Origin of the sequence: Alkalicoccus saliphilus (genome assembly GCF_003044065.1) — a bacterium.
GTDB classification, from domain to species: domain Bacteria; phylum Bacillota; class Bacilli; order Bacillales; family Salisediminibacteriaceae; genus Alkalicoccus; species Alkalicoccus saliphilus.
Genome location: NZ_PZJJ01000002.1, coordinates 170,509 through 196,029, shown reverse-complemented (window position 1 = coordinate 196,029; position 25,521 = coordinate 170,509). Strand labels below are relative to the sequence as shown.

The 25,521-nt window shown below is 41.3% G+C and carries 30 protein-coding genes and 1 tRNA gene; 11 read left to right on the top strand and 20 right to left on the bottom strand.

From position 1 onward, the window contains the following. The first annotated feature begins 214 nt into the window (after positions 1–214). The gene (locus C6Y45_RS02540; protein WP_107583455.1) at positions 215–955 is read left to right on the top strand and encodes a metallophosphoesterase family protein; all 741 of its coding nucleotides are present in this window, start codon (positions 215–217) and stop codon (positions 953–955) included. Between the two features lie 47 nt (positions 956–1,002). On the opposite strand, the gene C6Y45_RS02535 is transcribed toward C6Y45_RS02540, so the two are convergent. The 5 genes from C6Y45_RS02535 to C6Y45_RS02515 all read right to left on the bottom strand — a co-directional run bounded on the left by C6Y45_RS02535 (position 1,003) and on the right by C6Y45_RS02515 (position 3,350). Further along, positions 1,003–1,422: a TlpA disulfide reductase family protein gene (locus tag C6Y45_RS02535; protein WP_107583454.1), complete on the bottom strand. Its 420-nt coding sequence runs from the start codon at positions 1,420–1,422 to the stop codon at positions 1,003–1,005. Further along, positions 1,419–1,718: a thioredoxin family protein gene (locus C6Y45_RS02530; RefSeq protein WP_107583453.1), complete on the bottom strand. Its 300-nt coding sequence runs from the start codon at positions 1,716–1,718 to the stop codon at positions 1,419–1,421. The genes C6Y45_RS02535 and C6Y45_RS02530 overlap by 4 nt, the downstream gene beginning before the upstream one ends. Before the next feature lie 6 nt (positions 1,719–1,724). Continuing rightward, the gene (locus C6Y45_RS02525) at positions 1,725–2,336 is read right to left on the bottom strand and encodes a cyclase family protein (RefSeq protein ID WP_107583452.1); all 612 of its coding nucleotides are present in this window, start codon (positions 2,334–2,336) and stop codon (positions 1,725–1,727) included. 204 nt (positions 2,337–2,540) lie between these two features. Next, positions 2,541–2,747 carry a hypothetical protein gene (locus C6Y45_RS02520; protein WP_107583451.1) on the bottom strand — a complete coding sequence of 69 codons (207 nt, stop codon included), beginning with the start codon at positions 2,745–2,747 and terminating at the stop codon, positions 2,541–2,543. A gap of 45 nt (positions 2,748–2,792) precedes the next feature. Next, positions 2,793–3,350, bottom strand: a complete 558-nt coding sequence (locus tag C6Y45_RS02515) for a cysteine hydrolase family protein (protein WP_107583450.1) — start codon at positions 3,348–3,350, stop codon at positions 2,793–2,795. Between the two features lie 249 nt (positions 3,351–3,599). Between C6Y45_RS02515 and cbpA the strand changes: the two genes are divergently transcribed. Next, a complete protein-coding gene (gene cbpA, locus C6Y45_RS02510; RefSeq protein WP_107583449.1) occupies positions 3,600–4,229 on the top strand; it encodes a cyclic di-AMP binding protein CbpA in 630 nt (209 codons plus the stop codon). 210 nt (positions 4,230–4,439) lie between these two features. Here cbpA and C6Y45_RS02505 read toward each other — a convergent pair whose 3' ends face one another. Next, a complete protein-coding gene (locus C6Y45_RS02505) occupies positions 4,440–4,883 on the bottom strand; it encodes a TcaA NTF2-like domain-containing protein (RefSeq protein WP_107583448.1) in 444 nt (147 codons plus the stop codon). 1 nt (position 4,884) lies between these two features. Continuing rightward, positions 4,885–5,265 carry a YppE family protein gene (locus tag C6Y45_RS02500; protein WP_107583447.1) on the bottom strand — a complete coding sequence of 127 codons (381 nt, stop codon included), beginning with the start codon at positions 5,263–5,265 and terminating at the stop codon, positions 4,885–4,887. Positions 5,266–5,390: 125 nt separating this feature from the next. On the opposite strand from C6Y45_RS02500, the gene recU reads away from it, so the two are divergent. Beyond that, positions 5,391–6,008 (top strand): Holliday junction resolvase RecU, encoded by a 618-nt coding sequence (gene recU, locus C6Y45_RS02495; protein ID WP_107583446.1) that lies wholly within the window; start codon positions 5,391–5,393, stop codon positions 6,006–6,008. 35 nt (positions 6,009–6,043) lie between these two features. After that, entirely contained in the window at positions 6,044–8,905 is a 2,862-nt protein-coding gene (locus C6Y45_RS02490) for a transglycosylase domain-containing protein (RefSeq protein WP_107583445.1), read from the top strand. A gap of 341 nt (positions 8,906–9,246) precedes the next feature. Here the strand turns inward: C6Y45_RS02490 and C6Y45_RS02480 are convergent, their stop codons facing one another. The 4 genes from C6Y45_RS02480 to C6Y45_RS02465 form a co-directional block, all read right to left on the bottom strand. Continuing rightward, positions 9,247–10,383 (bottom strand): N-acetyldiaminopimelate deacetylase, encoded by a 1,137-nt coding sequence (locus C6Y45_RS02480; RefSeq protein WP_107583443.1) that lies wholly within the window; start codon positions 10,381–10,383, stop codon positions 9,247–9,249. Further along, on the bottom strand, positions 10,384–11,100 hold the full coding sequence (gene dapD, locus C6Y45_RS02475; protein WP_107583442.1) for a 2,3,4,5-tetrahydropyridine-2,6-dicarboxylate N-acetyltransferase: 717 nt from the start codon (positions 11,098–11,100) through the stop codon (positions 10,384–10,386). A 188-nt stretch (positions 11,101–11,288) separates the two neighbouring features. Further along, positions 11,289–11,477 (bottom strand): hypothetical protein, encoded by a 189-nt coding sequence (locus C6Y45_RS02470; RefSeq protein ID WP_107583441.1) that lies wholly within the window; start codon positions 11,475–11,477, stop codon positions 11,289–11,291. A gap of 371 nt (positions 11,478–11,848) precedes the next feature. Beyond that, positions 11,849–12,973 (bottom strand): mechanosensitive ion channel family protein, encoded by a 1,125-nt coding sequence (locus C6Y45_RS02465; protein WP_245922483.1) that lies wholly within the window; start codon positions 12,971–12,973, stop codon positions 11,849–11,851. Positions 12,974–13,370: 397 nt separating this feature from the next. On the opposite strand from C6Y45_RS02465, the gene C6Y45_RS02460 reads away from it, so the two are divergent. Next, complete coding sequence (locus tag C6Y45_RS02460; RefSeq protein ID WP_107583440.1) at positions 13,371–14,027, top strand: potassium channel family protein; 657 nt, start codon at positions 13,371–13,373, stop codon at positions 14,025–14,027. 98 nt (positions 14,028–14,125) lie between these two features. Here C6Y45_RS02460 and C6Y45_RS02455 read toward each other — a convergent pair whose 3' ends face one another. Continuing rightward, complete coding sequence (locus C6Y45_RS02455) at positions 14,126–14,359, bottom strand: hypothetical protein (protein ID WP_107583439.1); 234 nt, start codon at positions 14,357–14,359, stop codon at positions 14,126–14,128. Between the two features lie 269 nt (positions 14,360–14,628). Between C6Y45_RS02455 and C6Y45_RS02450 the strand changes: the two genes are divergently transcribed. From C6Y45_RS02450 to C6Y45_RS02440, 3 genes are all read left to right on the top strand, one after another. After that, entirely contained in the window at positions 14,629–14,781 is a 153-nt protein-coding gene (locus C6Y45_RS02450; protein WP_107583438.1) for a BH0509 family protein, read from the top strand. 293 nt (positions 14,782–15,074) lie between these two features. Further along, positions 15,075–15,461 (top strand): CidA/LrgA family protein, encoded by a 387-nt coding sequence (locus C6Y45_RS02445; protein WP_107583437.1) that lies wholly within the window; start codon positions 15,075–15,077, stop codon positions 15,459–15,461. Next, on the top strand, positions 15,442–16,101 hold the full coding sequence (locus C6Y45_RS02440; RefSeq protein ID WP_107583436.1) for an LrgB family protein: 660 nt from the start codon (positions 15,442–15,444) through the stop codon (positions 16,099–16,101). The genes C6Y45_RS02445 and C6Y45_RS02440 overlap by 20 nt, the downstream gene beginning before the upstream one ends. Positions 16,102–16,326: 225 nt before the next feature. Here the strand turns inward: C6Y45_RS02440 and C6Y45_RS02435 are convergent, their stop codons facing one another. From C6Y45_RS02435 to C6Y45_RS02425, 3 genes are all read right to left on the bottom strand, one after another. Beyond that, positions 16,327–17,640, bottom strand: a complete 1,314-nt coding sequence (locus tag C6Y45_RS02435) for a cytochrome P450 (protein WP_107583435.1) — start codon at positions 17,638–17,640, stop codon at positions 16,327–16,329. Positions 17,641–17,673: 33 nt separating this feature from the next. Then, complete coding sequence (locus C6Y45_RS02430; protein ID WP_107583434.1) at positions 17,674–19,215, bottom strand: FAD-dependent oxidoreductase; 1,542 nt, start codon at positions 19,213–19,215, stop codon at positions 17,674–17,676. A 355-nt stretch (positions 19,216–19,570) separates the two neighbouring features. Then, positions 19,571–20,041 carry a redoxin domain-containing protein gene (locus tag C6Y45_RS02425; protein WP_245922496.1) on the bottom strand — a complete coding sequence of 157 codons (471 nt, stop codon included), beginning with the start codon at positions 20,039–20,041 and terminating at the stop codon, positions 19,571–19,573. A gap of 214 nt (positions 20,042–20,255) precedes the next feature. Between C6Y45_RS02425 and C6Y45_RS02415 the strand changes: the two genes are divergently transcribed. After that, a complete protein-coding gene (locus tag C6Y45_RS02415) occupies positions 20,256–20,660 on the top strand; it encodes a YgaP family membrane protein (RefSeq protein ID WP_107583431.1) in 405 nt (134 codons plus the stop codon). A 61-nt stretch (positions 20,661–20,721) separates the two neighbouring features. Here C6Y45_RS02415 and C6Y45_RS02410 read toward each other — a convergent pair. The 3 genes from C6Y45_RS02410 to C6Y45_RS02405 all read right to left on the bottom strand — a co-directional run bounded on the left by C6Y45_RS02410 (position 20,722) and on the right by C6Y45_RS02405 (position 21,836). Then, positions 20,722–20,796 (bottom strand) — tRNA-Val (locus tag C6Y45_RS02410). 76 nt (positions 20,797–20,872) lie between these two features. Further along, the gene (locus tag C6Y45_RS17765; RefSeq protein WP_170098698.1) at positions 20,873–21,049 is read right to left on the bottom strand and encodes a hypothetical protein; all 177 of its coding nucleotides are present in this window, start codon (positions 21,047–21,049) and stop codon (positions 20,873–20,875) included. 226 nt (positions 21,050–21,275) lie between these two features. Next, a complete protein-coding gene (locus C6Y45_RS02405) occupies positions 21,276–21,836 on the bottom strand; it encodes a phosphatidylglycerophosphatase A family protein (protein ID WP_107583430.1) in 561 nt (186 codons plus the stop codon). 165 nt (positions 21,837–22,001) lie between these two features. Between C6Y45_RS02405 and C6Y45_RS02400 the strand changes: the two genes are divergently transcribed. Beyond that, positions 22,002–22,520: a YjcG family protein gene (locus C6Y45_RS02400; RefSeq protein WP_107583429.1), complete on the top strand. Its 519-nt coding sequence runs from the start codon at positions 22,002–22,004 to the stop codon at positions 22,518–22,520. Then, complete coding sequence (locus C6Y45_RS02395; protein ID WP_107583428.1) at positions 22,517–22,945, top strand: GNAT family N-acetyltransferase; 429 nt, start codon at positions 22,517–22,519, stop codon at positions 22,943–22,945. The genes C6Y45_RS02400 and C6Y45_RS02395 overlap by 4 nt, the downstream gene beginning before the upstream one ends. A gap of 122 nt (positions 22,946–23,067) precedes the next feature. On the opposite strand, the gene nfsA is transcribed toward C6Y45_RS02395, so the two are convergent. Together nfsA and rpiA are read right to left on the bottom strand one after the other, a co-directional pair. After that, positions 23,068–23,814 (bottom strand): oxygen-insensitive NADPH nitroreductase, encoded by a 747-nt coding sequence (nfsA, locus tag C6Y45_RS02390; RefSeq protein WP_107583427.1) that lies wholly within the window; start codon positions 23,812–23,814, stop codon positions 23,068–23,070. Between the two features lie 574 nt (positions 23,815–24,388). After that, on the bottom strand, positions 24,389–25,198 hold the full coding sequence (rpiA, locus tag C6Y45_RS02385) for a ribose-5-phosphate isomerase RpiA (protein WP_281260571.1): 810 nt from the start codon (positions 25,196–25,198) through the stop codon (positions 24,389–24,391). Between the last annotated feature and the right edge of the window lie 323 nt (positions 25,199–25,521).

Sequence of the window (25,521 nt, the reverse complement as noted above, 5' to 3'; positions counted from 1 at the left end):
TCCTTTCTCTCTTTCTTAACTTATCTTAAACCGGCTGCAAATTTGTGCCTGCCCTTACTTTAACAAAAATTATTATTAAAAGGCACCTCGTGACTTCACTAAGGAAATCTGTTTGTGCTTCAACTAAATTACTTTGAACTCATAGATTTATTTTCCCTCTGCCTATGTTTCTGGTAAAGTAATAACAAATCCGAAAATTATAGGAGGCTTTATAATGAAACTAGCAGTACTGGCTGATATTCACGGTAATGCCTCAGCCCTTGAAGCTGTTCTGGCCGATGCGGAAGCACAGGGGGCCACGGACTACCTCGTTTTGGGCGATTTATGCTATCGGGGACCGCAGCCGAAAAAATCACTTGAACTCATACGAAAACTGCATGCGAAAGTTATTAAAGGAAACGCGGACGCATGGGCGGTCCGGGGAGTCAGAGAAGGAGAAGTTCCGGACAGTGCCCTGCAGATGATGCAGACAGAACAGACATTTACTGCTTCCTGTCTGAGCGAGGAAGATATCCAATATCTTGATGCCCTGCCTTCCTCCCTCGAAATTCCACTTACGAACAAACGTCAAATGTTCGCATTCCATGCAACACCGGAAAGTATGTTTGACGTTGTATCTCAGGAAGCATCGAATCAGACCTTCGAAGCGTGGACAAATGAAAATCCGCGGGCAGAATTTTTAACTTACGGCCATATTCATGTAAGCCATTTCCGGCACATTGACGGCCGGAAAATATTTAATCCAGGGAGTATCGGCCTGCCGTTTGATGGAGATCCACGAGCTTCCTATGTGATGCTGAAGCGGGAAGATAATGAAATTAATCTGGATTTCCGCCGTGTCAGCTATGATGTTAATAAGGCAGTAAAAGACCTTGAAGAAAGTGGTTATCCACCCTCTGCCATACCGCTTTTGACCCACATTTACGTAAACGGATCCAGACCTCCCGCCCCATAACTGCCTGCCGCTGAAGAACTTGACTGCTTCAGCGGCATTTTTATTTGTTACATCATCACACGTGCTACTGCAGGCATCATGTCCTGAATGGAAGCTTTATCATGGAATTTAGCCTCTACCCCTCCGTTTTTATCTACCACTACTGTAGTTGGAAGGGTCATGCACTGGTAAGCATCGTACGTTTTTTGTCCGTTGTCCTGCAGGGAAAGAAAAGGGAAATTATTGTCGCGGTAGTGTTTCAGCCCTGCTCCCTTTTCAGACTCTCTCCCCGGGACGTGGATCATGACCATATTAAGACGATCGGAGTCCATAGCTTCGTAAAATACTTTTTTGGCCTCCAGGTCCCGGTTGCAGTCCGGACACCAGGAAACCCAGAAAGTGATAATCAACGGTTTTCCCTGGAATTCTTCCGAACTGTACTTTCTTTTTTCTTCTATATCATATAGTTCAAATGCCGGCATACTCATACTCTTTCACCTCTTGCAAAATTGTAGATTTTCAAAACATTTTCGAATGCGTACATTTTTTGTTCCAGTCTATTATTATCAATAAGTACAAGACACGGAACACTTTCGATTTTCCATTTTTCTGCTGTCTGCGGACTAAAATTAATATCCACCTTTAATAAAGGAGGGACTGAATCCATCTCAGACGCAATGTCCAGGTAGGTTTCAGCCAGGGCACACGTCCCGCACATAGGCGTGTGAAAATATACAAGGCTTCGTTCATGGTTTTCTACATGACTTTGTAAATTGTTCTGCAAATACTTCTACCTCCATTGTCTCAAAGCTGCACGTACCGGGCTGCCGTCGGCTTCAAAAAGATTCAGCGGCATTGCAGCAAGTTCGTACGTACCTTCTTTTATACCTTCAAGATTCAGCCCCTCTAATATTAACATATTCTTGGTACGGCACATATGATGAGCCGGAAGCTCTTCACTCGTGGCGGGATCTACCGACGGCGTATCCACTCCTATAACACGTACGCCCCTGTCGGCGAGCGCTTTTACAGCCGAGGCTGTAAAAGGAGGATAAGTGGAAAAGGCGGTGCCTTTTTCTTTGAGTCGAAAAAGAATTATCTCAGTCCGGCCCGATATTTTTTCTTTAATACATTCTTCCGCAACTGCTTCCAGCCCGGTCAGATCAAAAACTTCCGCTTTTCCACATACTTCATTAATGTCCAATTCATTAATTTTCTTTCCGTAAATATCATAATGGTAGGGAGCGTCAAGATGCGTCCCGGTATGTGTGTTCATTTTGAAGACACCTGTATTTACTGTGCTTCCTTTATTCATGTCCAGCTCTTTTGAATACTGGAATTCACTGTCTCCTGGAAAAACTTCCATGCCTTCATGAAGACTTCTTGATATGTCGATCCACATGATACTCTCCTCTCCGGCTCTGTTTTGACCCGATCTTTAGTAAATTCCTATTAAAACCTTAGTTTATTGTTAATCATGGAAAGAACCATTACTTTCAGTCTGTCTCGTAATAGATATGCTGCGGGCGAAGTGTCTTCTATTCTATTAACACGAAACTTTAACAGAGCCAAAAAAAGCGCCCCGTAAACGAGGCACCATGTCTTACTATCTTTTTTCCGGGTGGCCTTCCCCGTGCTGCACTTCATTCCAGTTAAAAAGGGCCCGGGCCACTATTTCAAAATCATCTGACAGCTCGTAACCCGCATTAAACTCCGCTTTTTCATTTTCATCCAGACGCATGTAAGTATTTTTAAGTTCCTGACTCGCCTGGGTCAGTTCTTCTAATTTTTTTCTCGCTGATTTTAGTTCCATAACGAAACCCTCCTTCTACGTTTCATTTCCCAGGAGCAGCCTTTTTTAATCATCTTTTTTCTTCACAACTTCAGCTCCAAGCGTTTGTTCAAAGTGTCTGAGCGCCCAGTCGTGCCCCTCTGGATCAAAACTTTCTACCGCATCTGCGTGCACGGTCACATTAAATCCTTTATTATAAGCGTCCACTGCCGTATGAAGCACACAAATATCTGTGCACACTCCTGCGAGGTGAAGATCGTTAATATGCCGTTCGCGGAGCTTTAATTCAAGATCTGTTCCGACAAAGGCACTGTACCGGGTTTTATCCATCCATACATAAGGATAATCCTTCAAAGATTCGATATATTCTCCAAGCTCTCCGTAGAGTTTACGCCCTTTCGTACCTTTAATATTGTGAGGAGGAAACAGACGGTACTCCGGATGATACGTATCTCCTTCATCGTGCGCATCGACAGCAAAGACTGTATATTCTCCCGCTTCAATGAATGATCGGGACAGTTCAGTAATCCGCCCCTCTATCGACTGGCCTCTCTCTCCACAGGTGAGCTTTCCATCTTCGGCTACAAAATCGTTTGTGTAATCTATTACTAAAAGCGCTTTCATAGTAATGCACCCCTCTCTGTTCCACGGTTATCTTCCAACCTTCTGCATTAGAAACATGTAAGAGAGATATAAAATCCTCTCTTTCTGTTAACAAAATAAACTTTCAATTTTCTCTTGGTTTTTTTAGTAAGAACAAGCTGCCGAATAAATTAAGTATATCATAATTGGTCATCTTTCTTTTTTACATTATTTGTTTTTGTTTCTTTATAAGATATAATGAAAGCACCCTAATAATGAAGGAGGAAGTCAATGCAGATTAAATATAATATAATTCCTAAATCAAAAGTCCGATTTTGTCTTGATACATATTCAATCGAGAAAGCTCTTGAAGTTCTGGAAAGCAGTGGCTACAGATGTATCCCTGTTTTGTCAGATGATGAAAAGACATTTAAAGGAAATATATATGCCCAGCTGATTTATCAAGCTCTATGGCGCGGGAGTGCAGATATTAAAGAACCTGTCACTACACTTTTGCAAGACACTGACGTATTCATCCAGGAACGGGCTTCATTTTTCCGCATTTTTTCATCAATAAAAAAATACCCTTATCTCGCTGTTACAGACGAGCTCGGACACTTTACCGGAATTCTTACACATGCAAATGTAATGGGCATTCTGGAAGATTCATGGGGTATTAAAAAAGGGAATCATACGATGACTATTTCTACACAGGAATATCAGGGAGCTCTAAGTGCGATCATGGCTAAAATCAAAGATTATACTTCGATTTACAGCATGATGACGCTTGATAACGAAAGTACTTTTTTCCGCCGAGTTATCATTACTCTTCCTAAAGATATGCCTGAAGAAAAACTCTCACAGCTCATACGCCATCTGGAAGATGAAGGGTTCCGGGTTTCCGACGTAGAACAGATTTAACCTGCTCTCCCTGAACGTACAGCTTCTATGTGAGATTCTCCATAGTTAATCGACGGGACTTAAAGCATCTTCCGGGGACGTAAGCAGGAACCTGGAAAAATATGCATGTAAAAAAATGTGTTATCAACCTGAAAAACAGAAGTACTGGTCCAGTACTTCTGTTTTTGAAGAATATGCGGTTGCTGCTTTTCCACGTTCTAAACTTTATAATCAGGAATCCTCTCTTCCGATGGCATCTACTTTCCAGTCATCATTATCCTGCATCAAGTAAAAATATCTGGTTCTTGTTTCAGAAGAAATTTCTCCCCGTTCCTGAATCGAAAACTCTGCCTCGACTTTCATTCTTTCATCCCCATACTGATTTTCCTGAGGAGTTATCTCATTCACTGTCCCGATTTCTTCCATTTTCCTTGAAGAAACAAGCTGCTGATGGTGCCTTCTTTCTGTATGATATCCATGCGTATTAATAACAAAATACGGTTCCACCATGGAAAAATTCTGATATTCCAGGCTTTCTTCCCAGGCTGTAAAATAGTTTTCAATAAATTCTTTCTCCGCTTCAGCACTTTCTCTTTCGGCCTCTGCCCATTCCTCATCGTCTCCACAGCCTGCCAAAGCTGCTAAAATGAACAGGAATCCCATAAATCGCCCCACGTTACTTCTGCTCCTTTACGTTTTCTATAGAATGAGCTACCATCTTCAGCGTATACTCAATAGATTTGTACTGTTCATTAAAACGTTTCTTTTTGGTGTCTTTCTGGAAACAGCTGACCGAAACCATTTCGAAGTTTTCAGCAAGCTGATCAATCTGCTGGGCGTGAATATAATCCGGCTTTCTTTTTTCCAGATATTTCAGTACATGAGGTACCCACTCTTCCAGGCTTTCCCTTACTTCATCTGCAAAAGGTTTTACGTGATCGTAAAAATCCGCCTCTTCTTCTCCAAGCCGAAATCGCTGAAAATTCTCGTATGCTTTATCATTCATCGCCCTCAGGCTGTTTGTTTGTTTCAATAGCTGTTCTTCTTGAATAGACATTATTTCACCTCACGATGATTGTAACAGAATCACTTTCTTCTTGCTAATGAGAAATTCCTGTTATGTGATTACTCTCCGCTATGGTATGATAAAGTGATGATTTTTCGAGCAATGGAGGTATCACCATGGCTATCCGTTATCCTAACGGAAAAAAATTTGAAAAAAAGCGAATCCCGGAAAGAAAAAAGAACGACTACAATAAAGACAGCCGGTTCAGCAACCGGGGAATGAGTTTTGAAGAAGACATTCAGGCTTCCGGTGAATACTACCTCACCCACGGTCTGGCTGTTATCCATAAAAAACCTACTCCTCTGCAGATCGTCAACGTCCACTATCCGCAGCGAAGTGCAGCAGTTGTTACAGAGGCTTATTTTCAAAAACCGTCTACGACTGACTTCAATGGAGTTTACAAAGGCAGGTATATCGATTTTGAAGCGAAAGAAACCCGTAACAAAACAAGTTTTCCTCTTAAAAACTTTCATGCCCATCAAATCGACCATATGAAAGCCGTACTTAAGCAGCAGGGAGTGTCTTTTGTTCTGCTCCATTTTCGTCTGCATGAAGAAATTTATCTCGTCCCAGGAGCTTTTTTTGTGGAATGGTATGAAAACAAAGAGGAAAGCCGAAAATCTATTCCAAAAAAAGATATCGAATATCACGGTTTTCTCGTGAAGACCGGATACAGCCCCCGGATAGATTATTTATCAGCTGTAGACACATGGCTCGCTCGTGAAACCTATTAGGTAATTTTTGTTAAAGTTAGAAAGGAAGATGTATCATGGCAGACAATCTGTCACGGAAAGCTAGAAGATCTGAGAACAAATCTGAAAAGAATAATAAGACAGCAAAAAAGGCCGGTCTGTTTCAGAAAGATTGGCTTAAAAAGGCGATTCTCGTTTTAATGATTCTTCTTCTCATCGGTGTGATAGCAGGCGGTATCAGTGCTTTCGCTATTATACGGGGTGCTCCGGATCTCGACCACGAACAGCTCACGCTGGCACAGAACCCTGAAATTCTTGACATGGATGGTGAAGTCGTTACTACACTCGAAAGTTCTGAGAACAGAAGGTCAGCAGATATTGAAGAAGTTCCGGAAGTAATGAAAGATGCTGTACTATCAATTGAAGACGCCAGATTTTACGATCATTTTGGTATCGATCTGCGCAGGGTCGGCGGAGCTGTCGTCGCCAATTTCAGAAGCGGATTCGGCAGTGAAGGCGCAAGTACTATTACACAGCAGGTCGTTAAAAATCTGTATTTTGATTTTGACAAAACAATAACAAGAAAACTCCAGGAGCAGTACCTTGCAGTACAGCTGGAGCAGCATTATACAAAAGATCAGATTTTAGAAATGTACGTTAATGCGATTTACTTTTCAGATGGACGCTATGGAATTGTAGAAGCGGCCAACTATTACTTCAGTAAAGATCTTTCTGAACTGAATATTGAAGATGCCGCCCTTCTTGCCGGTATTCCGCAGCGGCCGACGGCCCATAACCCTTTTAATCATCCCGAAGCGGCCGAAAACCGCCGCAACACAGTTATCGACAGAATGGTTCACTATGATAAAATTTCCGAGCAGGAAGGTGAACAGGCAAAAAGCGTACCAATTGAAGAACAGCTGGAAAAAAGCGAGCGTGAAACAGGGCAGTATCAGTCCTATATAGATGAAGTGCTGAACGAAGTTGAAAATATCGACGGAATAGAATCCTCCGATATTTATACCGGTGGTATGACCATCCATACGAATCTCGATCAGGATCTTCAGGAACATGTAGAAACTGTCATGCAGTCGGATGAATATATTCAGTTTCCCGACGAATACATGCAGGCCGGAATTACTTTGATGAACACTAAGAACGGCCAGGTCCACGCGATCGGCGGCATGCGTGAAGAAGCCGAAGCTGCCAGAGGCTATAACTGGGCTACCAACCCGAGCCGGCAGGCAGGCTCTACAAGTAAACCTATATTCGCCTACGGTCCTGCCATTGACAACGAACAATGGTCCACCTATCACCAGCTTACAGACGAACCCCACCAGTATTCTGATGCAGATAACACCCCTGTAACTAACTTTAACAGTGACAGTTACCGTGGCGATGTTTCTATAAGAGAAGCTTTGAAAGATTCTCTTAATATTCCTGCAGTAAAAGCTCTTCAGGAAACCGGCCTCAATAATGCGGAGGAATTTGCGGAACGTCTGGGTATCGAAGTGGAAACGATGGTCGAGTCCTATGCCCTTGGTGCAAATGGTACTTCTTCATTTGAGATGGCTGGAGCTTATGGAGCTTTCGGTAACCAGGGTAACTTTAACGAGCCTCACACCGTCCGCCAGGTGGAATTTCCTGACGGACAGGTTATCGATATGAGTCCGGAAGAAACACGGGCTATGAACGACTACACAGCTTTTATGATTTCAGATATGCTGCGCGATGTTCTGACAGACGGGACAGCTTCCAGGCTGCAGCTCGGAGACTTTGATGCTGCCGGAAAAACCGGCTCAAGTAACTTTACACCGGAAGACCGGGATAGATACAATATCCCATCCGGTGGTCAGCCTGATGCCTGGTTTGTCGGATATTCTCCTGAACTGACGGCCTCTGTGTGGACCGGCTATCCTTCCCATGCAGATGGATACATTTCAAGGGACAACAATGAGCATCACATCTCCATGGATATTTTTGAAGCGGTAATGAATTACTCCCATGAAGGAATGGACACAGAGAATTTCCATCAGCCTGATTCTGTTGTTGAAGTAGCGATTGAGGAATCAACCGGCCTTCTTCCAAGCAGCGACACCCCTGAAAGTGAGATAATACGTGAATTTTTTGTACGGGGAACTGAACCGGAATCGGTTTCAGAAGAGTTTGAATCCGAAGATGCATCCGGCATTCAAAACCTGAGTGCCTCCTATAATGAAGAAAATAATTCTATCGACATCGAATGGAGCTTTCCTGAAGATGAACTTGAATCATTCAGTCTCCTTGTCGAAGCTTCTGTATCCGGTTCAGATTCCTTCACAACGGTCGATACGACAAAACAAATGAGCTCTTCTATCAGCGATCCTGATTCCGGAGAAACTTATACTATACGTGTCACTCCCGTAGATGAAGATAATGAATCCGCTGGTGATTCTTCCTCTGTGGAAGTAACTGTACCTGACGATACAGACGATGAAAACAATAATGAGAACGAAAATAATGAAGAAGAGAATGATCCTCAGAACAATGAGGAAAATGAAACACCAGAGAACGAAAGTAACATCGGAAACGAAAATGAAAATAATGAAGACAATGAAAATGAGGAAAACACAGAAGAAAATTCCGGTGAAAATAACAGTTCGGAAAACAATAACAACGGCTCCACCAGCAATGATAATGAAGAAAATACACCGGAAGAAGAAAATAGCGATGGAAACGAAGAAAATAATTCCAGCAACAACGAGTCTGATCAGGAAGAATCATCAGAGTCAAATAATTCGCAGGAGAATGATGAGTCTGCTCCAGAGGAGAACGTTAACACAGATAACGTCAATTCCTCAAATAACGTCGAATCTTCCACGAATGCAAACGACAGCAGTAATGGTGAAGAATTCAACAGTACGAATAATCCTGAGACTAACCAGAACAATGAAGAATAAAAAGAGCCGGTCCTTATGTGAAGGACCGGCTCTTAATATGTGGATTAAATCTTATTTTCTTAATAATTATTCTGTGATACATGGTTCTCCTGTAATCCCAGATGGAAAAAAAGAACCTCCTATACATAAAAGAGCATTTTTTTCAGGTTTATACAAGTCATTCTTACTCTCTCAGTACATGTCTTCTATGAGCGGCAAGCGAAAATGATATTTTAAAACGGGGAATTTTGTCTTCATACGATTTGAAAAATTGTTTCCGGAGCCGGCAGCAAATCGTCGCAGACTTGAATTACTTTTAATCAGACTGATAAATATCACAGTTAAAACAACTGCTAAGAAAATCAGGAAGAACGCCCTTTCAGCCATTCTATGACCCAGGCTGTACCAGGTACAAGAGCCTCCTCATCCGGTTTCAGACGGCTTGAATGAAGTCCGTGGGGGCTGTTCACCCCAAGCCAGAACATAAGACCGGGCACTTCTTCAAGAAAATATCCGAAATCTTCTCCTGTCATAGCCTTTTCACTTGGAACAAAAGATACAGTTTCACTTTTTTCCGCTTGTTTTCTAAACTCTTCTGCCAGTTTTTCATCGTTGTAGACTTGACAGTAGTTTGCTCCATAATCCACTTCAGCACGGCACTTAAACGATGCTTCGATCCCCCGGCACATACCTTCGATTCTTTCTTTAATTTCATTCATAGCTTCCATGGATAATGTTCTGATAGTTCCTTCCACTCTCGCTTTATCAGCTATAATATTCTGTTTGGTCCCGGCTTCCACTTTACCTATTGTCACAACTGCAGAATCAAGAGGAGATACATTCCTGGAAACGATAGATTGAAGCTGTGTAACAAAGTGGCTGGCTGCAACAACCATATCCTCCGTTGTATGCGGATAGGCTGCATGTCCGCCCTGACCGTGAAAGTCTATAAACAGCTCACTCGTATTAGCGAATAAAATTCCCGGCTTTGTCGCTACGGTTCCTACAGGTAGTTCCGGTGCTATATGAAGTGCATACATTTCATCCGGCCGCCATTTTTTAAAAGCTTCAGAAGCTATCATAGGCAGCGCCCCGCCCGGACCTTCTTCAGCAGGCTGAAAAAAGAAAACGATATTATCCTTCGGCTGGTTGGCTGCAAAATATTCCACAGCTGCTGTTCCAATTGTCATGTGGAAATCATGTCCGCACGCATGCATCATTCCTTCGTGCTTTGACAAAAAAGAATAGTCTGTTTCTTCCTTAATAGGCAGGCCGTCTATATCTGCACGCCAGCCTATCGTTTTTCGAGGATTCGTTCCTTCTATATAAACTACAAGGCCTGTCTTCCACTGCTCGATCGTTAAGTAGTCCTGAGGGCACGACTGCAGTACTTCGATCAGAAACTGCTGCGTTTTCACTTCTTGAAAACCTGCTTCCGGAATTTGATGAAGCGCCCGGCGACGGGTCGCCAGGCGCTCAATGTCCAACTTAATATTCATTTACTTCTTAAGCTTCCGCAGTTCAGCTTTAATTTCTGTTTTGCCCTTCGTCTGATCATCGATTTCTTTAATGACCCGGGCTGGAGTTCCTGCTGCAACCGTGTTGGCCGGCACATCCTCAGTCACGATTGCTCCTGCTGCAATAACTGCGCCTTTCCCTACTGTTACTCCTTCAAGTACCACAGCGTTCGCTCCGATAACTACTCCGTCTTCTATCGTAACAGGTTTGGCAGAAGGCGGTTCAATTACTCCGGCAAGAACCGCACCTGCTCCAATATGACAGTTCTTACCAACTGTAGCACGCCCACCGAGTACTGCATTCATATCGATCATTGTTCCCTCTCCTACAACAGAACCAATATTAATTGAAGCACCCATCATGATGACAGCTGAATCCCCTATCTCCACCTGCTCACGGATCAGAGCTCCCGGTTCAATACGCGCATGAATATTTTTCATATCGAGGAGTGGAATAGCTGAATTACGACGGTCATTTTCAACTACAAAGTCTTCGATCCGGTTTTCGTTTTGTTTCAGCGCTTCCTGAATATCCGCCCACTCACCGAAAAGCACTCCTGTATTTCCTTGAATAAAGGATTTTGTCTCTGTCCCGAAATCAATATTTTCAAGGTCACCTTTAATATGTACTTTTACCGGCGTGGACTTTTCCGCATCGGAAATGTACTGAATAATTTCATTTGCATCCATTTGTTTCATAATTAATCATCCTCCTATTTCTAGTGAAATACTATTCTATCATATTCATAACATCGTAAAAATGCAATGGATCTGTTTTTTATGCCTGACTTTAAATAATTTTTCACTTTCGATAAAAGACCTCACTATTATTATCTCAAACGGAACTTATATCAATACCGTCGACTTAAACGGAATATATTTTTTCATTACTTTCTCTCTGCAATTGTTTTCATGGTGGCTGCCTTGAGAATAGAAAAATAAACTTTCGCTGACGTTTCCATGGTGAGACTTTCCGAGCGGACCGGCTTCAGCTGATTCCATCCTTCTTCCGTCGGAGGCGATGCATCACTCTGGAGTCCCTCCATGTCCACTACAACATCCAGTAAAAAGAACATGACCTATCTACTTTCGGACTAAAAGGTACAAGATGGAAAACTAACGATAGAGAAGACTGTTTTCACCTATTATGGTGCAATGATTTTGCATGAATGTCTCTATTAAATCTCCTTGCTCGCCTGTGGCTTCCCTTCTGTCCAGAAGGATCTGTGCGCCTTCCGAAGGCGTCTCTGCCCGGGCATCAGAACACCCTTCTATATTAAAAACGAAGCGGAAACAGGCCTGTGGAAGCGAAGTGTTTCTCCAGCCGTCAGCGAACTTGAACATAGCTATAAGATAAAAAAACTGCCCATAGTGAAAGACTGGGCAGTAACAGCAAATTTGCTGGATAGAAAAAGCGTAAGCACCACTGTGAAAACGAATACGGAGATCAATCTGATTTTTTTGTTGATACGAGTTCTTTAGAGTTTTCTTCACTTTTTGACTGTTCGGGTAAATACAGCGAACGGGAAGGAAACGCAATTTCCACTTCTTCTTCGTCAAGTATTTCCAATATTTTTAAATTTACTTCTTCTTTGATTTTTAAATAAGGCACCCATCCCGTAGGCTTGGTGAAGAAATATAAAAATAAATCAAGGCTGCTTTCATTGAATGTGTTAAACCTGACAATGATCAGTTCATCATCTATATCTTCGTTTTCATACAAAAAGCTTTCTATTCGTTCTATACATTTTCTTACTTTTGATGCTGGTGTGGCATAAACAAGGTTCAAATTAAAAGTAACTTCCCGTTTTTCCATTTTAGTCATATTTTCTATTGGCTCATTTGCCAAAGTAGAATTAGGTACAGTTACAAGCGAATCTGCAAAAGTTCGAATTTTTGTACTTCGGAACGTAATGTCCTCTACGAAACCTTCCACGGAAGGGGTTTTAATCCAGTCTCCCATCTTAAATGGCTTTTCAGTAATAATGATTACACCACCGAAAAAATTTCCGATCGAATCCTGTGCAGCAAGCGCAAATGCAAGACCTCCCAGTCCGAGACCTGCCACAAAACCACTCACGTTATAATTCCATTCCGAAGCGATAATACTAAGCGCCATTACGATAATTGCAAAACGCAGGAGTTTGGACAGAAAAGGAAGCAGTATGTCATCAAACTCAATCTTAAGACGCTTTCCGAGCTGGTTGAACACCAGGGAATTGGAAGACGTTAAATTATACAGTCCCCATGCGGCATGGACGATAATCAATGTCCGGAATACTCTCGTAAAAAACTCCTGAAAATCATTATCAAAGGGAAAATAAACGATCGATGCGTATAAGCCCACAAATACAAAAAATGAGCGAAGCGGTTTTTCAAAAGCGAGCAGTACGTTTGTCAGTGTCTCTACATGAATCTTACGTGACAGCATAATTATTGACTTAAAAACATAATTAGTAAATAGTTTCCTGAACAACAGAAACAGTAGAAAGATCCCTACAGCGACTGCGAGCTGCTGCCAGCTGAACACTCTCTGCACTTCCTCTATAATATCCGGCATTTCTTCCATCATATAATATTACCCACCCTTACACTTACTTTTAAGCGACACACTTTGTGAACTCTAGAGATTTATTAAACAAGTACAGTTATATCTGAGCTGAACTTTATCATAATACCACGGGCAGTTATATTTTTGAATCAAGTTTTTCAAATGTTTTATGTAAGTTTTATTTTATCAACTATTAAAAAAACTATTGGATAAGCTTCAGTCTCAAATACAATATAATTTATAACTGCCGTAGATTTATTCAGCCCTGCATACTTCAGGCACTATTCTGAAAAACTGGATACATCACTTTTAAAATATATTACCTCTGCTGCTTAAGCTTGATAAAGTGGAAGCTTAAATGCTATACTTTTCCGGACCAGAACGTCTTTCTATTCCCCTGTAAAGAAGGTTGAACATTATGAGAAAACAGTTTGCCGTTATAGGACTCGGCAGGTTCGGATCAAGCATATGTAAAGAGCTGTATCACATGGGCCACGAAGTGTTTGCTATTGATACGGATGAAACGAAAATAACAGCTGTAAAAGATTTTTCTACGTATACTTTTGTCGGCAATGGGACAGATGAAGCTCTATTAGAAAAAGTCGGCATACGTAATTTTAATTATGTCATCGTTGCTATAGGCGACGATATTCAAGCCAGCATTCTGACAACTCTTCATGTAAAAGATCATAACGTACCGAACGTATGGGTAAAGGCCCAAAACAACTATCACCACAAGGTACTTGAAAAAATCGGTGCAGATCGTGTTTTCCATCCTGAAAAAGAAATGGGAAGCAGAATAGCAGCTTATCTCACGTCGGACACTGTACTTGATTATATCGATTTATCTGCTGATTACAGCATCATTGAAATGCTGGCCACAAAGAAAATATCCGGTAAAACGCTTATCGAACTCGACCCCCGCAAAAATTACGGATGTACTATTATTGCTATTAAGCAGCTGGACAAAGTCGACGTCACTCCAGATCCTGCTGCTCCTATACAAAAAGGAGACATTTTAATAATGATTGGAGATAAAAGAGATCTCCGCAGATTCCGCGAAGGAGAGCTTTGAATATCTTCGGCAAGGAAGAAAGCACCGGACAGCAGGCCGGTGCTTTCTTATGTTTTCAGCGCGTATTTTCCCAGTCTTTATTACTTTACATCATACTTTTACTTTTTTACCACTGCTATCGGTTCGTCCCACTGACAGGCATCGCTCTCATCGACAGCCTCAGGGTTGACGACTGCCCACTCTATTTCATATTCATTATTCTCCTGGTCAATTGCCGGTGCAGTATACGTATCTCCTCTGCTTCCTACACGAGGTTTATCAGTTGTCCGGTACTCTATACCCTCTACCCGTACGATTGTACTGTTTGACGCGTTCAATTCCTCAAAATTCATCCGTGTTACCTCCTATAAAAAGTATTATCTATTGTTTACCCATATAATTACAGCTTTAACCTGAAAACAAAGGTCTTTCTTTTCTGAAAATTTTAATACATATATTAGTTATTTCAGCCTTTCAAAAACAATCCTCTCAATACACTGTTTTATATTTCATTAAAATTAATAAAAAAATCAGAAAATAGTATTGACGTTGAAATTCTTCTGTTATACAATACATTTACACAATAAAAACTGTATTAAAACAGAAGAGGAGCTGGTTGAAAATGAAAAGAATGGAAAGAGAAAACATAGTTAATTTTTTGACAAGGGTTAGACAAACTTCTGCTGAGAAGCTGATGAATATGACAGATGAGGATCTTGATCATATGTATGCCCGTACTTACGATAGATATGAAATGTACGAAGAACTTATTTAAGCTTTTAATCTCTTCAGAGGCGCTGCGGCACATGCCGCAGCGCCTCCTTTAACGTCGGATAAAAGTTGTAAAAAAACTTTGCTGCGTTATACTTTCAATGAATGTTCTTAATAGTTCTGCTATATAACCACGATATTCAGCGTATTATTAAGCACATTCTTAATACATATCCCCTCATTTTTTATGGATAAGTTATAATAAAAAACTAACCGGCTCCTTCTTCACTCAGTCGGCCGGTCAAAGAAATATGCTTTTTATTTCTAACTGCTGTTTTTAAAGGGAGACGATTTTCAATGATAAAAGATTTCACTGCTCTGGCATTACAATTTTTACTTTTATGGGTGCTGTTTCAAATTGGCACATGGTTTTCTGAAACAACTGGACTTGCAGTGCCGGGAAATGTAATAGGATTGATTCTACTGTTAACACTGCTGATCACGCGTGTTATACCAATATCCTGGGTAGACCGTGGAGCTGGTTTATTCGTGAAACACCTGGGCTTTTTCTTTATTCCAATATGTGTCGGAGTTCTTGCTGTCGGCACACTGTCCCCTCAGTTAGCTTTTTCATTAACTGTTATTCTTCTTTTGAGTACATTAGCAGGTATAGCTGTAACTGGTAAAATTTTTCAGTCGATAGCTGGAAGAAAGGAATTAGAAAATGACCGTTCTTCTACTTAGTATAACTATTGCTGTTTATCTTGCTTCCCGCCGCTTGTATAAAAATGTCCGTGTAGCTGTACTTACTCCTGTATTCACCAGTACAGCTGCAATGATTGTTATTCTGCTCGTATTCGGAATCAGCCTGGACACCTATGAGCCAGTTATTGACCTCGTCACAGCAGTTCTTGGTCCGGCAACGGTGGCTCTCGCAGTACCGGTCTATAAACATCGGAAAATCATACTCCGGTACAGCCGTGCCTTCCTCTGGAGTCTTACAATAGGAAGTTTAACCGCGGCCCTTATCAGTCTTTCTGCCGCTAATTTAATTTACCTTTCCTCCCAGTTAATAACGTCCCTCACCGTCAAATCTGCTACCGTACCGATAGCTCTTGAACTTGCTGAGCTTCAAGGTGGGGATCTTACAATGACTGCTGTATTTGTAATGATCACCGGACTTATTGGGGCAGTCTTCGGCCCCGGCCTGCTGACTATAGCCGGCGTTAACAGCCCTGCTGCCAGAGGCATGGCCGTCGGAACTATTGCCCATGGGATAGGGACCGCCCACATTATAAATGAAGGAGAGCTACAGGGCGCTTCGGCGGCAGCCGCCATGGCCTGTGCCGGTATATTTCTTTCTTTAATAACCACGGTCCTCTAATTCATATGTTAGGAGGCCGTCTCAAAAGGGTCATAGAGACATTCCTGGATAGCATGGACCAAGGTTTTAAAACCCTGTCAGATAAGGATTTATCTGACAGGGTTTAGTGCGCGCGAAACCGTGCTCTCTCACTTATGGAATATCTCCTCGTTTTCTAATATCACACCGTACGCTGACAGCAGCCCGATGTAAAAATCGTTGATATCATTTGTGCTGATTTTCATATTAATGCTGAATTACTGTCTGTCCTTTAAATTCAGCGTGTATGTCCTGATTATCAGAATTCGTTTTCAAGATATCTGTTATAATAAATCGGCTTTTAGGAACAGCCGGCATCTCATTTAAATCATAGCTGAGGTCCTGTTCAGGAACATGATAAGAAAGTTTAGTCGTTAAATACTGGAACACAGCCCGCATTACTATAACGGTAAGCCATTCACCTGCACAGCGGTGGCCCGTATGGTGGTCTCCTCCACCCATTGGAATAAATGAAAATGGGCTTTCTTTCCATTTATGAAATCTTTCTGGAATAAATTGATCCGGTTTCTCCCAGGTGTCAGGATGTCTGTTCGTACCGAAAAAGTCGAGAACTACAAGCCTGTTTTTCTTGAATTTATATCCCTGCCAAGTAAATGAACTCTTTACTTTAGCTACCATCCCCGGCGTAAATGGATAAAAGCGCCTGACCTCCTGTGTGAACATCTGACTGTAATTGTTTTTATCTTCCCGCAGTTTCTCTCCAGTTTCAGGATATTGGTGCACAGCCAGAGCACCAAAAGTAATAAAGTAGGCTGCTGCAAGCAGCGGACGAAATGCATTACTCAGCTCCACTGCCGCTGTATTGAGTTTCAACCTTTTACCATCATCGTCGTGATGATGAGCAACAATATAAGAAGGAGTGTAAGCTTCTGCAGAGATGTTCCCTTTTCTAATATTTTTAATATGTTCCTCCAGCCATTTTTCGTGGCTTTCCCGGGCCTTTTTTCCGTCCTTAAAGCCGGAAGGTTTCCCGCTGATGGAAGCAATCATTGCTGACATTTCCCATGTACGCTGTTTTACTTCTTCTTCTCTGAGAGGTATTCCTGCCCATCGGGAGGCCGCCCTGGAAAGGACTTCTTCAATATCGTAATGGAGAACTACTTTAGCTTTCGTTTCCCATTCGTCTGCTTTTTTATCCAGTTCCTCTATGACTATTCTGCGCATATCCTCAATACGTTCAGGGGTCATCATTGAAAGAAACATACGCTTTCGCTGCTTATGGTGCTCCCCATCCTGCTCGTGAACAGCTCCTTCTCCGAAAAGTGCCATCTTTAAAGGTTTTGGCATTGCACCCGCCCTTTTGAATTTCTCGTTATCATAAAAAATTTCAGCAGCTTCCTCCCCAGCCATACAAACTGCCTTCTGACCTATCAATCTCGTTTCAAAAATATCTGATTGCAGCTGTTCTCTCCGGTGTGGGATGAATTCAAATCCTTCTTTAATTAATTTTCTTGTTTTGTCGAACCCTTTGGTTTTAGGTATAGGGTGTTTTACTTTCATTATGTGACCACTCCTTCACGATTTTTATGCACTTTATTTATCATTATTTACTTTATCGAGCGGGGTCGAAGCCGGTCCCTCAACAACTTCCCCATCGATAGAAAAACGGGAACCGTGACATGGGCAGTCCCACGTCCGCTCAGCATTATTCCACTCCACACCACATTTCATATGGGTGCAGGTCGGATCCACAAGATGAAGTTCTCCATTACTATCCCGGTAAGCCCCTGCTTTTTTACCATTGATGTTAACAATTGCTCCTTCATCAATCGAGAGGTTGTCGATTTCAGCTTCTTTTCCTCTTACGTTGGAAGCGACAAACTGCTTTCCGTCATCCATAATTTCTTTTGCAAGATTTTTAATATCTTCTCCTTGAAGGTGAGACCTCCTTGGATCAAACAGTTCCGCATAGCTGTTGGAGCGGCCTGCAATGTAATCAGTAATAAGCCGGGCGGCTGCCATTCCGTTCGACATCCCCCACTTTTTGAACCCTGAAGCCGTCAGAATATTTCCCCTTCCCGTAATAGCAGGGCCAATAAGCGGTACATTGTCAGGTGCTTTCAAGTCCTGGGAAGACCACCGATAAAGTATTTTATCTATACCGAAATGCTTGTCTGTAAAATCTGCAAGATTTTGATAATGAGCCAGTGTATTGGAACTTTTTCCTGTCTTATGTCCCTCTCCGCCGATTAAAGCTATTTTTTCACCGTTTATTTCTGTATGACGGAGGGAAAACGCAGGATTGTCTATTCCAAGAAACATCCCCTCCGGTACTTCTTTATTTGTTTTAACAGCAATGGTATATGAACGCTCGGGATGCAGCCTTGAAAAATAAAATCCACGGATGTCATCGAATGGGAAATGAGTGGCCATTACAGCGTGTTCGCAGGTTACAGTGCAATCATTTCGCAGTTTAACTTGTACAGGCTCTCCCCCGGAGATATTTACAGCCGTACTGTTCTCAAAGATCAATCCCCCAAGACGTTCGATTTCATTTATTACAGGTTTTAAAAACTTCACCGGATGAAAATGAAAGGCATTCTTCATCGTAAGTGAGGCTTTTGTCTGAAAAGGAAGTTCGGAATCTGATGTAAATTCGCTGCCAATTTTTAATTTATCGTATGCTTTTTTTTCTTTCTCCAATTGTTTTTTTCCTTCTTCTGTACCTGCATGAAGAACAGCATTCTGCGCTTTGTGCTCACAATCTATATTGAGATCGTGAATAAGTTCTTTGATTTCAGCCATTGCTTCGACCTGAGCCTTGTAATATAAACCCGCAGCTTCCTCTCCACGATTATTAATCAGCTGATCATACATTACATCATGCTGAGGCGTAACTTTTGCTGTAGTAAAACCAGTCGTGCCATCCAGAAGAGATGAACCTTCAATTAAAACTGTTTTCTTCCCTTCCAGACATAAGTAATAAGTGGTTAAAATACCGGCAATACCCCCTCCGACGACAGCTGTATCCACCTCAATATCCTCTTCCAGGGGTCTGAAACGTTTTTCAGTATCTGCTTCTCTCCAATAAGATGAAGAATAGGAAGGCAGGGACTTATTATGTTTTTCAGGCATTTATTTTCCTCCTCTTTTATTATTTGCACTTTGCCCTTTAACTCCTCTGCCTACGCGGTTAAAGGTTTGCTGTATTATATTTGAGGATATAAAATATTTACTATCCTAGTTTTATAAAAGCCTTCATTTTTTTATAAACAAATGTTCAAGCCTTATATAAATTTATTTGTCCCGAATTTCGACCTGTGCTGCTTAGATCCGTATTGATAGTGACGACTGCTGCTTTAGAGAAATCTGTCAACACAGCCGTTATTACTGTGATAGTGAAAGTTTCTCCGAGGATCCGGCTTCTGCTGCAAACGTTTGTAATTTAAATTATCAACTTATTCAGTCTGTAAATGTGTTACTGAATTTATCAATCTTTTCCCTTAAGCTTTCGGCAGTAATTCAATATCTCTTCATAATGTTCCATCTTTTCAGCATCGAAGTTTTCATTTTTGTAAATGAGCTTTCCTTCTTTACTTATCATAAAACACGATCTGTAGGCTACCATATCTTTGTCATTCAGCACTTCGTAATCTTTTACTGCTTTTCTTCTCCAGTCTGACAGAAGCGGGTACGGTAGAGTACCAAGTGTTGTTTCAAACACGTTCTGAGCAAATATATGGTCAACGCTGATTCCAAGTATTTCTGTATCAAATTTTTCAAGTCTACTGTAAACCTCTTTCCAAAAGGTTAGTTCCTTAATTCAGCCGGGAGTGAAAGCAATCGGAAAAAATACAATCAATACATTTTTCTTATTTTTGTAATCTGAAAGCTTTATGTTCTCTCTATTCGTAGAAGGCAGACTGAAGTCCGGAACGATATTACCAAGTTCAAGTCCCATATGTTTAAACTCCTTTTTGAAATTGTTATATGTGTCTTTTCCCAATAGGCCTGCTGTCAAACCTCAGGCATCATTGAAATTACAAAAAACTGGTCTCTTTTACAAGAGGCCAGGTAATTTTTAAAATGTTTTATTCTTTTTTAAATACGGGTACATGATTGAAAAAGCCCCAAAATATGTATAAAAACATTACTTATTACAAGGAGGAAAACTCATGAAATCAGTGCTTCCGGAAACAAGAAAAAGGGTGGAACAGAGCACAAGTGATAATGTTTCACAAAAAATCGAACAGGAATTAGAAAGAAACATTCATTATTATTCCGATAAAGGCTATAATACATTAACCAGAAGGTTGAATCAGCTCGATAAAGAATGGGATACTGAACGGGTACTCGAAGCAAACGCCTCATTTCTTGTTGTAGCAGGAAGTATTCTTGCTTTAACTGTTAATAAAAAATGGATTTTTCTTCCGGCCGTTATCGGCACTTTTCTTTTTCAGCATGCTGTGCAGGGATGGTGTCCACCTCTCCCATTAATTAGGCGTTTCGGTATCAGAACCCCGCAGGAGATTCAGAAAGAAAGGAACGCACTGAAAGAATTCCGTGGAGACTTTAAATAAAGATTCTATAAATAAAAAAAGCCCTGCCTTAAATTAAAGGCAGGGCTGGGTTAATATAGTATGGTGATCCGTACTGGATTTGAACCAGTGACCCCTTGCCTGTCAAGCAAGTGCTCTCCCGCTGAGCTAACGGATCGTCAAAATTTATGAGCCTTTTCCGGCGGCGACAATTAATATTTTATACCAGGCACCTGCACCCGGTCAACCTTTTTTTATTCATCGTACGTATACCTTACAACATAACGGTCGTTGCGCAGACGCCTGATTTCAACCAGCGGCCCTGTTTCATAGCCGTTCATCCAGTTATCTTCGATTTTTGCCTTTGTACAGCTGGCCTGAAATTTTGTAGAAAAAATTTGTTTCCAGTAGATCCATCGCGGCCTGGACATGTTTTGTCACCTCGTTATTGTATTTAAACCACTTTAAAAAGAATAGCACCCCCTCCATATTTTATCAAGTTTACAGAGATTTATTTTATACTTTACTTCCTACTATATAAACGTTTAACGGCTTAGTCTGTAAAGATATCAAGTACTTTTAGCATCAGAAATTATTAATAATGCCGGCGCTTAATACGCCGGCATTATTAATATTCTCCTATTGATGACCTTTCAGTTAAGCCATTCGTTCTTCATGGTCGCGATGTTCAATTTCTTTTTGATCCAGATGATCTTCCCGGTCCCGAAGCCGATGTGCAAGCCTGCTGGAGGCGTTAGCTGCGATACTGCAGATTAAATCATCAAGGAACGTATGCACGTGCCCGCCGGATTTGGAATCAAGCTCTTTAATTATACCTGTTTTTTCTTTATCCAAATACCCAAAGGTGGTCACAGCTATACTTCCATATCCGAAAACAGACCCGATGGCAATAGTTTCGTCGACTCCGAACAACCCTTCATCAGACTCAACGATGGACTGCAGTGGTTCCGAAAGCTGATTTTTTTCCGCCAGTTTATCCAGCTCAATACCTACGAGTACAGCGTGCTGGATTTCCCGTTTTTCCAGAACAGCATCTACACTTTCTACACAGTCGTCCATTGACAGCCCATTACTGAATCCGGACTGCATTTCATAAACGATATCGGCTATATCCTGAATCTTCACTCCTCTTTCATTCAGGAGGTCTCTTGCTGCTTTTTCTACTACGTGTGATCTGACAGGTTCTTTTTTGGCCATGATAATCACTCCTTGTATGTCAATAGTAACATATTTGGATAACGGTGGCTGACTTTGGATGAATCGACAATTTAAACAGCTTCGTGGAAGGTTCTTTTGTAATCGTTGTCGAAATATATTATGATAAAAACAATTCATATAGTTTTTTTAGGAGGTTGATTTTAGATGAAATACGGTATAGCAGTTTTTCCTTCCCGAAAGCTCCAGGATCTGGCTAATTCCTACCGAAAGCGTTATGATACAAAATATTCCATGATTCCGCCCCACCTCACCCTTAAAGATCCCTTTCCAGTGGAAGAAAGTGAACTGGAAGGTCTCGTGAGGGAAATTAGAAAAACGGCTAAAGAATGCCGGCCGTTTAAATTGGAAATTATTAAATACAGCAGCTTTTATCCAGTCACAAATACTCTTTACATGAAAGCAGCGGAAAATAAAGAGCTTATTGAACTTCAGGAAAGTTTGGATAAAGGACCTCTGGAGAGAAAGCGTGAGCATCCCTTCATACCTCATATTACGATAGGACAGGAAATGGATTATGACGAGCTGTCGGATGTCTTCGGACGACTGAAGCTGGAAACAATCCATCATGAAGAACTTATTGACCGTTTTTCCCTTCTTTATCAACTTGAAAACGGAGCCTGGACTGTTCATGAAACTTTCCTTTTGGGAGAAGACAACGAATGATTGATATACGGCGTGCAGTAACTGAAAATCAGCTGGCTGACGTCTACAGTGTGCGCAGAATAGTTTTTATAGAAGAACAGGGAGTTCCTGAATCGCTGGAAATAGATGATAAAGAAAAAGAATCGGTCCATTTTATTCTTTATAAGGATACGATGCCTGCAGGAGCTGCAAGGCTCAGGTTTGCGGGTGACAAAGGAAAAGCTGAAAGAGTATGCATCAAAAAGGACCACCGCGGCACTGGACTCGGCAGACTTTTAATGTCAGAACTTGAAGCGGAAGCCTCCCGGCTCGGTGCCAAAGCAGTTTTGTTGAATGCTCAGGTACATGCCCAGGCTTTTTATACAGAAGCCGGGTACCGGGTTACTTCAGAAGCTCCCTTTTTAGATGCCGGGATTGAACACGTAACAATGGAAAAAGATCTTTAAATGTACCGCAGTAGAGCAGTCACTTCGTATCCGGGACCACTATGACTTAATTGTCATAGTGGTTTTTTGACAGCGTGCCACTGTTCTGTTCAAGAGGCTGCTTAATATTTTTTATAACAAAATTACTTTCTTCCGAACCCTTTCCTATGAAGGAAATCTTTCATGTGTGCTCTTTTAATAGACGAAAGCATACCGCTCACCTGAGCAGTCCACCGGTCTTTTCTTTTTCCTTCAGTCCGTGATTCATAATAGGCTGCTGTTGTGTCATTGTAGTTTTCCAATTCTACGAAATGTTTTTCTTCAGAAGGATAGCTGTCTTCAAAGTAAACCCCCGCTTTCGGCAGACGTGGTTTAATAGATGGCTCCGCGTCTGGATATCCTACACACATCCCGAAAACCGGAAAAACATGTTCCGGAAGATTAAGAAGATCTGCAGTTGCCTGAATATCATTACGCAGACCTCCTATGTAACATATGCCAAGTCCCATCGATTCGGCTGCTACTGCACAATTTTGAGCGGCAAGAGAAGCATCAGTAATTCCTACCACCAGTTTCTCTGTAGATTCAATTGCTTCTGAAACATCTATACCTTCCAGCTCTCCGGCAGCCTGGTGACGGTGAAAATCTGCACAGAAAACAAAAAAGTGACCATTCTCAGCAACGTACTGCTGATTTCCTGCTATTTCAGCAAGCTTCTTCTTCTTTTCCGGGTCTTTCACTCCAATAATAGTATACGCCTGGACAAAGCTTGAAGTCGAAGCCATCTGTGCAGCTTCAACCAGCTGGGAAATTTGTTCGTCGTTCAGCGGCTGATCTTTAAATTTACGGATTGATCGATGATTAAGCAGCAATTCAATTGTCTCGTTCATGTTAAAGACACTCCTTCTTTTCTTCGTTATTACAACCTCAATTGTAGCATTTGTGTGAAAATGCTACGAGTTATCTTTCTTTTTACACTTATTGTTGTCATAATGAAATTAACAATATTAAAGGTGTGAAAAGTATGGAAGTTTTAAAGAAAACCATTATAATTATCCTGCTGGCAGCTTCCGGAGGCCTCGTTATTGCTTATACGATTCTTTCTGTTCTTTCCGTAGTTAATGCTGTATGATGACATATTTGAAATTCAATGTGCAGCATTTTTTAAAACTGCTGCGCTGTTTGCTTTTTGTCCCCGGCACAAAGCAGAAAGCTTCTTTAATACAACTACGCAGTTGTTCCCCACGGAAATTTCACGAAATCGTCCACCTTCGCTTATAATCTTAGCAAATACTGCAGCAGTCTAAACCCTTTGCCTATTAACGCAGAGGGTTTAGACATCGTTTATTACGTTTTTTCAGAAGCATGATTAGCTTCCTTCCTCATATTTCAGCTTTTTTTAAGATTTACATTTGAATATAAGCACAAAGCTGTATTTCATTAGTATTTATGCCCTGTTCTTAACTAACCTGCAGGCTTTTCCGGTGTATATGTGTGGACACCCCCTCCGTCTGCCAAAATAATCTTATCAGCCATTCCAACAAACAATCCTGTTTCGACTACCCCTACCAGACTTTTCAATTTTTCATGGAGCAGGTCAGGATAATATATACTGTCGTAAAAACAGTCCGCTATATAATTCCCGTTATCCGTCACAAAAAGGTCTTCGTTATTTTTTCTAAGCTCAGGTCTGCAGCCTGAGGAGGCAATTCGATGTAAAGTACTGGCTGCCTCAAATGGAACAATTTCCACAGGAACTGGAAACTTTCCAAGAACCTGAACCTGTTTTCTTTTCTCCGCAATAATAATTAATGTATTAGAAGAAGCAGCTATAATTTTTTCCCGTAAATGTGCTCCCCCACCTCCCTTTATTATGTTAAACGATTTGTCGATTTCATCTGCTCCGTCCAGAGTTACATCAAGCATCTCTCCCTGTTTTAACGTAAAAAGTGGAATTCCCTCTTTTTCTGCCCACTTTTGCGTCTCAACTGATGACGGCACAGCTTGAACCTCGAGTCCTTTCTGAACTTCCTCTCCGAGCTTTTTCACCGCCCAGAACACGGTGGAACCGGATCCCAGACCTACTTTCATACCATCTTTTATAAGCTCAACTGCTTTTTCGGCAGCCATTTTCTTATCGATATCAGATTGGTTATTAGAATTGTTGCATAACATAGGAAGCCCTCCTTGATATATAGAAAAACTATATTCGTATTGAGTTGAGTCCTCGCATAAATAATACGCCTGTAGTCTATATAATTCCCCGGGAACCATCTGACTGCTTATTTACTGTATGGTTGGCAAATATGTCCCGCTCTGTATTTACTTAAAGCAGCAGGCTGTTGTCACAGTTTTTAATCATTTCCCGAATGCAGAAATTCACAAACACTGTGTGTTAGTGTTGACACGATTTAAATCTTAGCTTTTATAAAGTGTTTTTAAAAGGCGTTGATTATCCCGTACGCCGGAAAAACAGCAGATACAAAGAAAAAATAATGCAGACTTCGGCTGTTACTTAAACTTGATGTAAACATATGTATTCTTAAACCATTAGTCTTTATCCATTCAAAGCTTTTCTATCGAAATTTCAACGGGTG